Genomic DNA, 9,385 nt, shown 5'->3' on the forward strand with positions numbered 1-9,385 from the left:
TATGCCCATCAATAATGCAACAACAACCCAAGATTTTCAATTAAAACGTTAGACAAAACAATCCACGGAACCCCAGCACTAACCAAGGCAACAGCTCCGTATCTCATCAATTTGACGGCACACTAGACAATTCTCTAATGACAAAAACTGCGCACTCCCGTGAAATACATAGGTATACCACTGCAATTCGCTGCATCGATGACTTCCTGATCTCGCAGCGAGCCCCCCGGCTGCACTATAGCTGCTATGCCAGCAGAAACAGTATGTTGGATACTATCTGCAAACGGAAAAAAGGCATCAGAAGCCAAAACAGCACCTGCACAATTCCCAGCCTTACGTATCGCTATTTCCACACTATCGACACGACTCATCTGCCCTGCCCCTACACCAATTGCGCGACCATCACGCGCAATCACTATCGCATTTGAGCGCACGTACTTACACACTCTCCAAGCAAATAAAAGATCATCCAATACTTCAGGAGAAGCACTAACCTCAGTAGCCAACTTGAAATCACTTATATTCACCACGCTCCGATCACACTCCTGTACCAACAACCCACCAGACAATGTGCTTTTTAGCACTAACCTGTCAGGAGTATACGGCTTATACCTCATAATCCGCATGCTCTTCTTCGCTGTTAGAGTTTCTATCACCCCATCATCAAAGGCAGGCGCTACCACAGCTTCTATAAATATACTCATGACCTTTCTAGCAACATCCATGGTCATGGCCTTGTTTAGCGCTATTATGCCCCCAAAACTACTACGCGGATCACACGAGATAGCCTTCTCATACGCATCGTCAATACCTCCAGTAGAAATGGCAACCCCACAAGGATTACCATGCTTGATAACCGAAACCGCTGGAACATCAAAGTCCGCAACTATCTTTACGGCAGACTCTATATCAACGATATTATTGTAACTCAGATCCTTCCCATGCATTTGCTCTATAGGAAGCACATCACCATAGCCTCCAACACAATAAAGTGCAGCCTTTTGATGCGGATTCTCACCTATACGCAAATCCTGAACCTTCTTCCCGTGTATAACGATCTCGCCCGGTAACGCCTCATCCTGCTTTTCACTCAACAACCAGCCATGCACCCGCGCATCATAAGCAGAAGTCAATGCAAAAGCCCTAGTAGCCATCTTTTTACGATACTCGAGGGAAGTATTGCCCCCATTATTTTCAATCTCGCTCTTCAATTCATCGTAGTCCCGAGCATCCAAAACAACAGTGACATGTTGAAAATTCTTCGCACCAGCCCTTAAAAGCGCCACACCACCTATATCAATATTTTCTATAATATCATGCTCTGTAGCATCAGTACGAGCCACACACTGCACAAAAGGATACAAGTTCACCACAAGGAGATCTATATTATTAATACCAAGCTTCTCCCCCTCCTGCATGTGCGACCCACGGTTGCACAAAATTCCAGCAAAAATCTTCGGATGCAGCGTCTTAACACGCCCTCCCATAATTTCATCATACTCTGTATATTCCGACACCTCTGTAGACGCTACACCAGAGTCTCTCAGGAAAAGATTCGTATTTTTTGTAGCAAGGATACGAAAACCGTTTTTTACCAAAAAGCGCGCCAACTCCTCTACTCCTTCCTTATCCGTTACGGATAAAAGAGCCAATTTTGCTTTCTTCATACCCATCGCTACATCCACTATTTATTCATCATTGCTAAAATCTGTGCCTCAGTCACCAAAACATCTTCTACGTAAGCATGACACTCAAACCTACAGCTGTTACCACGCCTATGACACACGCGTGATTTCAATATCAAGACATCTCCCGGCACTACAACCTTGCGGAATCTAGCTGAATCAATGGACATAAAAAGAACAGACGTATCACCCGTACTTTCTCCATCAGCATCACACACCACACACAACATAGAAGCCTGCGCCAAAGCCTCCACAATAAGCACTCCTGGCATGATGGGGTTACCACGAAAATGCCCCACAAAAAATGGCTCATTAAACGTGACATTCTTAACCGCAACTATACACTTACCGGGAACACATTCCCTCACTTTGTCCACTAACAAAAACGGATAAGAGTGCGGCAATGCTCGCATTACCTGTTTATGATCCATCTGCATAGACACCTTGTCTTCACTAATTCTCCAAGCTGACACGCGACAAATCCTTATTGAGCGTCTCTAATACTTTCTCAGTAATATCAGCCTTCTCATCCACGTACGATGCCTGCCCCCTGGACATAAACAGGACAACCAAAGCTCCTTTTTCAGCGGCTTGCAATTCTGATATCTTCTGTATCTTATCATAGACTTGGGCAATAGCATTCCCGTACATAACCTCCAACTCAGACATCTTTGACTCAACATCTTTATTCATGTCCTCGACAGCCTGACGGAACTCCATAACCTTAGCTTCAAACGCCTCAGAGCTCAAAATCCCCTTCTGCTTTACCAGATCTTCCTCCTCTTTACGCAACTTCTCACCACGATGAGCAAAAGCCCCCTGCATTTCAGTACGCCTCCTGTCAAGCTGCGCCCGAATGTCCTTAGCCACCAAGGCTTCACTTAAAACCCTATCGGAATCCACAAATAACACCGGGCTACCACCTTCCGTTCCCGATGCTGCATTTACGCCCACAGAACAATTCAAAAAAACTACCAGCAACAAAGCCAATACTACAATTCTCACAATCTTCATAACTAAATACCCGAATCAGTGGATATTCTAAGCATATCCTTCACATCAAATTTCTCAGCCACTACAGGGAATCCAAAGTCGATCCTCACAGGACCAAACGGCGACCTCCATGAGAAACCAAAACCAACAGACATTCTAAGCAAATCACTGGTCTTGTAGCCCTCAACCTTCTTATAGTCAAGCGCAGACAAACTCGCAACATCAAAGAACAAAGAACCCAGTATCCCCAAATGCTCAGGCAATCCTACAGGAAAATCCAACTGAGTTATAACACCATAATAAAACTTTCCACCTAGTGCCTCTTGCGTAGCCACATCTCTCGGCCCTATACCCGAAGAAGCGAACCCTCTTATTTCATTACTACCAAGGAAAAACCTCTGCCCTATCTTTACCTTCTCTCCTGCATACGCAAAAACATACCCAAAAGATGGCCTAATTTTCAAAACTATATCATCGTTAATACGCTGAAAGACGCGATAGAAATGCGCACTTGACGCCTCTGTCTTTACGTAATGCAGATTTCCACCCACACCCGAAACCGATTGACTAAGCCTCGCATATATCCCACTACGAGGCTTGTAAGGATTGTCTATACTACTATAAACAAGAGAATAACCCACAGAAGAGTCGAAAAACGTCCCCTCCTGCTCCTTAATAAATTGAGAAGCAGCTTCGCCTATATTATGAATACTGTGATACTTGTAATAATACTGCACAGATGCAGCCAAACTATCAGTCAGATTACACGACAAGCGCGAAGAAAACCCTGCGTTAGTACTACCAAAAGGACCATCAGTAGCAAACAATCCCTTCAAACCCTTTGCCGGAATACCACCTTGCCTAGAATAAAACGCCCCTACCCCAAACGACACTTCACTATCAAAAATGTCTGGAGTAACTAAGTCGAGCACACTAGACATACCTGTAAGAGATCTCATTAAATCAAAAGATACAACCTTGCCAGTCCCTAATAAATTTCTTTCCTTTATACTAATCTTCCCCACCAAACCACTAGCAGGAGAAAAACCCGCACCAATATCAAATGACCCAGTACCTCGCTCTTTTACTGTAAAATTGATATCAACCGCAGAATCGCTAATCCGTTGCGTGTCCGCATCAACAGATTCAAAGAAATCAAGATTCAACAATCTTCTACGAGATTGCCTCATAGCAAACGTACTATAAACATCTCCCTCAGAAACTCCGAGCTTACGCCTGATCACACTATCTAAAGTCCTAGTATTACCCAGTATATTTATGCGCCTCACATAGACACTCTGCCCCAAAGACACCCTATACTTTACGTTTACAACATCACCATGAATATCGTAATCATTCTTCACAGTTGCAAAAAGCTTACCCTTCTCATTTAAAAACGCAGTGAGCAAAGTCGATGTCCTCTCAACTAAACTCATGTTGAAAACTTCACCCTTCTTTGTCAGAACTATGTTCGCTAGCTCCTGCTCAACGTCTTCCCACGTTTTAACATCATCAACTGTTACAATATAATCCCCGAAGCGATATTTCTTACCCTCTTCTATCGAAAATATCAGCGTAGCATAAGAATAATCTTTTGAAGTCACCTCAACAGAAGGCGTACCAACCTTAACATCCAAATAACCCTTGCTAGTGTAAAAATCCCGCAAAAGCGACTGATCTACCATCAGCCTTTCAGAAAACAATTTCGTACTGTCACCAAAAAAGCCAAAAATATCAGTCAAGGACCTTCTCTTCGATGCAATTACTTCTTGCAGCTCATGCTCGGTGAACACAGTATTACCCACAAACCTGATATTACCTATCCGAGTCAGCGGCCCTTCTACTATCTTTATTTCTACATCAACACTGTTTCTCGCAGCAGGCTTTATCATATATGACACACTAGCTTTTAAGTAACCCTTGCTTACATACAAGCTATGCAGCTTACCCAAGTCCTGATTTAAGTTTGATTCCGTGAAAATACTCATCTTCTTTAATTTCAGCAGATCTTCTGCCAAAGTCTTAGCACTAAAAGCATGATTACCCTTCACTGTGACGCTGCGCACAACAGGATTCTCTTCCACGCTAATAACAAGCTCATCCTCTACAACATCAACTTCAACCTTCTTGAATAAGGACGTCCCATAAAGGTCACTTATTATCTCATGCAACCTTCCCTGCGTTATCTCCTCCGGCAGAGCGACCTTTGCATAGAACTCAATGGTCGCATTATCCAACCGCTCATTTCCCTCTATTCGTACTTTTTGCACACTATCTGCGACCGCCGGCCTCACCGAGGCAAACATCGCCGCCATCAGGACTAAAACAAAAAAATATCTCATATGTCTCATTTCAAAATGCTCTTGACGTCATTGAAGGTCACAAAAACCATCAGAGATACAAGAAGAATAAACCCTACGACCATCACTACACTACAATGTCTAGGGTTAAAGGTCTTGCGCCGAAAAATCCCTTGCAGAGCATACTGCAACATGAAGCCCCCGTCTAGCATTGGTAACGGCAATAAATTTATTACACCTAAATTTGCAGATATAAGACCCACAAAACGAAGGCCTTCCTTCTGCCGTATTGCATCACCGGAATGCTTCGCTATACGGACCGGCCCACCAAGCTCATCGACACTGCGGGAACCCGTAACCAGCTGCACAACAGCCATAAGAGTGATCCTTACAATCCTGTAAGTACACAAAAAAGCCTCGTTCGCAGCACTAAGAACTGGAAGGCGCCTACTTTGACTATCCATCGGTAACGAACTAGCGGAAATACCTAACTTTCGCGCTCCATTAGACCACTCCTCTGGCCCTATCGTGACATGATGCAATACCCCACTACGCAAGAACCCTATAGTCAAATATTCACCCCGCCCCCCAGCTATGTAGTGCCTTATCTCCTCAAACCAAGCGACTTCGTTACCATCTATCGATACTATCCTATCGCCAGCCTCAAGACCTACAAACTCCGCAGTACTCCCCGCAAGGACATTACCCACCACTGGCATAGGGCTTAAAACCCCACGAGTACTAAAAAGGACAAAGAAAACCAGTAGAGAGAATAGCAAATTTGCTGCCGGACCTGCAAAAGCTATAAGAAACCTCTGCCACAGGGGCTTCTCGTTTAAGGCACAAAGCCTCTCCTCTTCTGACATCTCCCTATCTAGAGCATCACCAAACATCTTGACATAACCCCCTACAGGAACCAGGCTAAATTTCCACCTGGTTCCAGATCCATCGGTTATTCCGAACAGCTCAGGCCCAAACCCTAGAGAAAAAGTCTCAACCTTGACCTTGCATAGCTTAGCCACACAGTAATGCCCATACTCGTGTACAAAGACAACAACAGAAAGCACGAGGAGGAAAGAGGCCACATAGAAAGAACCCTCCTGAAAAGCGCTCACAGCCCGCGCTAAGGACAACATAAGCCCACTCAACAAGCTCAAAAATCAGGAGCATCTTATACTATATTTATATCCTTGACAATACTATTGTGCCGTATAAAGTTTCAATATAGGAGCCACAGTGAGCTTGTACATTGCTATGATCGATACCCCCACTAGTGAAATAAGGAGAAGGTTATTGTACCGTAGCGTGCATAGGGGCTGCAAAGAGATGGATATACTCTTAGGAAGCTTTGCACAGCACCATCTACACCTGTTAAGCGATGAGCAAGTTGCCAATTACGAAGCTATTGTTGAATTGGATGATGCACTTCTTTACGCCTATGTGGTAGGAAGAATACCAATACCTCAGGGAATAGATAGCGCACTAATAGAACTAATAAGTGGTTTCGCCTCAAGAAAATGACGCTGTCTTTATGCATTAGCGATAACGGAGGGGATAGAAGCGTATGGATACTACATTATTAAATGCGTTAGTACTTGCCTTCGTAGGAGGGGTGCTGCTGAATTTTATGCCCTGTGTCTTTCCTATACTTTCATTAAAGATCATTTCTGTGGTTCGTCAAAAAAGCGCCGGAGACAATAGAATATTACAGGACTGTGTTTTTTACACGGTAGGAGTGCTTGCCACCATGTTCGTACTCACAGGAGTTCTCTTTATTTTTCGCACAACTGGTAATCTCTTAGGATGGGGATTTCAATTACAGTCGCCTTTTCTTGTAACCCTTTTGCTTTATGTAACTTTTCTCGTTGGATTGTCTTTCTCAGGACACTATGAGATTACATTTGGGATCTCCATTTTAGGAAGAGCAGGATCACAAAATTTGGAGAGCTTCCTTACAGGAGTGTTATCCACTCTTATAGGGACCCCGTGTGCTGCGCCATTTATGGTATCTGCAGTTAGTTTTTCGTTATTGCAACCCGGATTGCATTCCATATTTATTTTCCAGTTCATGGGTTTGGGAATGGTTTTTCCATACTTGGCTTTTTCTTGCATACCAGGCGCCGTAACGCTCTTACCAAAACCTGGAAAATGGATGGAGTATTTAAAGCAGCTGCTAGCATTTCCTATGTACTTAACTGCAGCATGGCTTCTACACGTCCTAGTAAGTCAAAAAGGCATTGCTGCCTTATTTCCCACAATATGCTCCATAATTGCAATCGCATTCTTAACATGGATAATTCGGAACATAGTAAAACCTGGCTCTGCTCTGAGAGATGCCGCTGCTTTATGTTTTACCGTAATTTTTGTCGTGACTTCTGCCCTATACATAAGTAGGTTGGAGATAATGGAGGACGTGCCCATACATAAGGGCTTTGTTGCATTCTCGGAGGATAGTTTACAGGAACTCTTAGAGAAGGGCGAAACAGTTTTCGTCGCTGTAGGCGCGGAGTGGTGCTTAACTTGTAAAACAAATGAATTAATCATAAATTCTGAGTCCATACAGCAGATCTTCCGCACACGTGGTGTGAAACAGATGAAGGCAGACTGGACAAATATGGATGCTGGAATAGCGCAGTACCTACATAGCCTGGGCAGCAGCAGTGTCCCGTTTTACGTGCTATATGTGCATGGAAAGCCTACAACAGAACCAATACCTCAAATATTCAGCAAAGCTAAGCTGACGGACTTTCTCTTAAGAAACCTTACAGATTAATCAGAGGTGTAATACGAATACAAAGTTCTGTAGAGAGAGCGTAGATAATCACACACGGCACACGGAGCACGCACTGAGGTTGCTGCATATACGGGAAAAGAGTACTGGACTGAGTTTTTTGTCTTAACTAACAAGCTCCCTACTAGCTGACCTTTCTTGATTGGTGCCTTTAAACTCTCTTGTGATAGTAAGAACGCATGAAGTTCATGTTCTAAGTCCTTTGGATAAGTAATTACAGCATCTTCCTTTAGGAATACTTGCAAAGATGTGCCCTTTTTGTGTTTCACAGATATTTCCCCAATGACTCCATTTGCAAGAAATATTGTTCTCGTGCTGAAGTGATTCAAGGCGTGCAAGATAAGCTTTTTTGCCTCATAAGCACGTTCTGTTTCGGTGCTCAATCCATTGATTACAACTAAAACGCGTCGTCCATCTTTCAGTGCTGAGGCTACCATACCGTAGCCTCCTGTTCTTGTATGCCCAGTTTTTATACCATCAACTTCTATATTATTGTAATTCAACAATACATTATAATTCTTCTGTGTTATCCCATTATAGGTAAACTGCTTTTCGCTAAAAAAGTAATAGTATTCAGGAAAGTCTTGTAATATCCGCGCTGAAAGTATAAGTAGATCACGTACTGACATCATATTATCATCGGGCCAACCTGTAACATTTACAAAGCGGCTGTTCTTAAGATTTAATTCGCGCGCTACTTTGTTCATTTCTTCAACGAACTTTTCTTGTGACGTATACAAACCTTCCGCAAGAGTGATACATGCGTCATTCCCCGAAGCAACAGCAGCACCTTTGATAAGGTCGTAGACAGAGATGAGTTGCCCCGTCTTTAAAAACACTGTTGGTGCACCTGCAGAAGTGGCACCTTCACTAACACGCAAGTTATACTCAAGCTTGATGTTCCCTGCTTTTAAGTTCTTCATCACTATGTATAGAGTCATAAGCTTACTCATGGAAGCAGTAGGCGTCGGCACATCTACATCATGCTCAAAAAGTATTGTTTTCGAACCCCATTCAAACACAATAGCGTGAGGCGCTTTCGTACGCAGCCCTGATGCATCTGGATGCGCGGGTAAAATGAAGACCAACGCGTAAATAAACGCTTTAAATAAAAGAAGACCAAGACTTGCTCGCATAGAGTTTGATAAGAAACAGAATTGGGGAGTCATACTAGTACCATGCCCAAAGCAATGTCAATAACAAAAACCTTGCAACTGACGCACCGTGTTTCTCCTGCCCGTGCCGTTGATACTATACTCTTTATGTTTCCGTGCAACCTCACATGGTCAAATGTTATAACTAAAACCTGAGTATTATCTCTGAGCACTATCCCAGCACGAAATTAAGAAACTAGTACGGCCAGCAGGACTAGTATCATCTACAAGACGTTGAGCAGGAAGATCATCATAGACACCATCTCCAACAACACGATGGTAGAAGCCCCCAGCAAAAGCGGAGATTTCAGGAGAAAGCTGATAACTCAAGCCAGCCTTTAACCTGTAAGCAAGCTTAGGAGTGATGTGACCATCAACAACGCCAACGAAGTTACCACCTAGACCAACACAAGCATAAGGAACAACACCTAAACCTTCACTAAGAAGATCATAACAAGCATT

Annotated in this window: 9 protein-coding genes; 2 read left to right on the forward strand and 7 right to left on the reverse strand. The window is 43.4% G+C overall.

Going from position 1 to position 9,385, the window contains the following annotated elements:
• Positions 1-134: 134 nt before the first annotated feature.
• Genes purH through KPX09_RS02990 form a run of 5 tightly spaced genes read right to left on the reverse strand, consistent with a single transcriptional unit; the run spans position 135 to position 6,114 of the window.
• A complete protein-coding gene (gene purH, locus KPX09_RS02970) occupies positions 135-1,667 on the reverse strand; it encodes a bifunctional phosphoribosylaminoimidazolecarboxamide formyltransferase/IMP cyclohydrolase (protein WP_249548931.1) in 1,533 nt (510 codons plus the stop codon).
• A 17-nt stretch (positions 1,668-1,684) separates the two neighbouring features.
• Entirely contained in the window at positions 1,685-2,122 is a 438-nt protein-coding gene (gene fabZ / locus KPX09_RS02975; protein ID WP_249548932.1) for a 3-hydroxyacyl-ACP dehydratase FabZ, read from the reverse strand.
• A 16-nt stretch (positions 2,123-2,138) separates the two neighbouring features.
• Positions 2,139-2,699 (reverse strand): OmpH family outer membrane protein, encoded by a 561-nt coding sequence (locus tag KPX09_RS02980; RefSeq protein WP_249548923.1) that lies wholly within the window; start codon positions 2,697-2,699, stop codon positions 2,139-2,141.
• Between the two features lie 2 nt (positions 2,700-2,701).
• Positions 2,702-5,020, reverse strand: coding sequence for an outer membrane protein assembly factor BamA (gene bamA / locus KPX09_RS02985; RefSeq protein WP_249548924.1), 2,319 nt, complete (start codon positions 5,018-5,020; stop codon positions 2,702-2,704).
• A 5-nt stretch (positions 5,021-5,025) separates the two neighbouring features.
• Positions 5,026-6,114 (reverse strand): M50 family metallopeptidase, encoded by a 1,089-nt coding sequence (locus KPX09_RS02990; protein WP_249548926.1) that lies wholly within the window; start codon positions 6,112-6,114, stop codon positions 5,026-5,028.
• A 100-nt stretch (positions 6,115-6,214) separates the two neighbouring features.
• Here KPX09_RS02990 and KPX09_RS02995 point away from each other — a divergent pair, with 100 nt between their 5' ends.
• Together KPX09_RS02995 and KPX09_RS03000 are read left to right on the forward strand one after the other, a co-directional pair.
• A complete protein-coding gene (locus KPX09_RS02995; RefSeq protein WP_410518395.1) occupies positions 6,215-6,499 on the forward strand; it encodes a succinate dehydrogenase assembly factor 2 in 285 nt (94 codons plus the stop codon).
• A gap of 43 nt (positions 6,500-6,542) precedes the next feature.
• Positions 6,543-7,751 (forward strand): protein-disulfide reductase DsbD family protein, encoded by a 1,209-nt coding sequence (locus KPX09_RS03000; protein WP_249548928.1) that lies wholly within the window; start codon positions 6,543-6,545, stop codon positions 7,749-7,751.
• Here KPX09_RS03000 and KPX09_RS03005 read toward each other — a convergent pair.
• On the reverse strand, positions 7,748-8,938 hold the full coding sequence (locus KPX09_RS03005) for a D-alanyl-D-alanine carboxypeptidase family protein (RefSeq protein ID WP_346017234.1): 1,191 nt from the start codon (positions 8,936-8,938) through the stop codon (positions 7,748-7,750). The two genes, KPX09_RS03000 and KPX09_RS03005, sit on opposite strands and share 4 nt — an antisense overlap.
• 144 nt (positions 8,939-9,082) lie before the next feature.
• The coding region (locus KPX09_RS03010; RefSeq protein ID WP_249548930.1) for a P44/Msp2 family outer membrane protein at positions 9,083-9,385 on the reverse strand (303 nt) is incomplete at its 5' end.

It is taken from the genome of Anaplasma phagocytophilum (assembly GCF_023476575.1).
Classification (GTDB): Bacteria; Pseudomonadota; Alphaproteobacteria; order Rickettsiales; family Anaplasmataceae; genus Anaplasma; species Anaplasma phagocytophilum_A.